Raw genomic sequence first — 620 nt, 5'->3', positions numbered from 1 at the left:
GTCTGGCCAATCTTGGATAAATGCCTTCTCGTGTGAAACCAAGATGACACTGCCCGCAAAACGTTGTAGCGCCTGCTTCAACGCATCTTTACTGCTGGTATCAAGATGCGTAGTTGGCTCATCGAGAATGAGTACATTGCAGCCTCGTGTTGCTAAACAACAAAGCTTAACGCGAGTTTGCTCTCCACCACTCAACGCCTCTAAGCGACGTTGTGCTTTATCACCCTTTATCCCGAAGCGTGCTAACAGCTTACGAGCCGATTTACTATTGATTGAAGAATCGACCGCACACACCTCTTGCTCCGGTGTATGATCCGGATGACGCCAAGATAGGTCTTGAGCGAAATAACCGATCTTAAGACCTTGTGCAAACGTCATTTCACCAGAGAGTGGAAGCACCTCCCCCATTAGCGTTTTAAGCAATGTCGACTTCCCTACGCCATTGAAGCCCTCAATCACTAACTTTTCTCCTCGTGCGACAGTGATATCAATCGGTGACAGTAAAGGCGTTTGATAACCAATGCTCAACGCTTCGGCGCTAACAACACTTTGATGTCCAATAGGCGCATAAGAAAAATCAAATTCAGTCACAGCATCTGTTTTATGCAACTGAACCCTTT

1 protein-coding gene is annotated in these 620 nt (G+C 46.6%); it reads right to left on the bottom strand.

What is annotated here, in order from left to right:
* Nucleotides 1-620: ATP-binding cassette domain-containing protein (locus R7R78_RS27505; protein WP_318119669.1), on the bottom strand; the 620-nt coding region annotated here is incomplete at both ends.

The sequence above is a fragment of the Vibrio sp. 2134-1 genome, assembly GCF_033339495.1.
The sequence above is the reverse complement of the archived record's forward strand: the minus strand, read 5'-3'. Positions and strand labels throughout refer to the sequence as shown.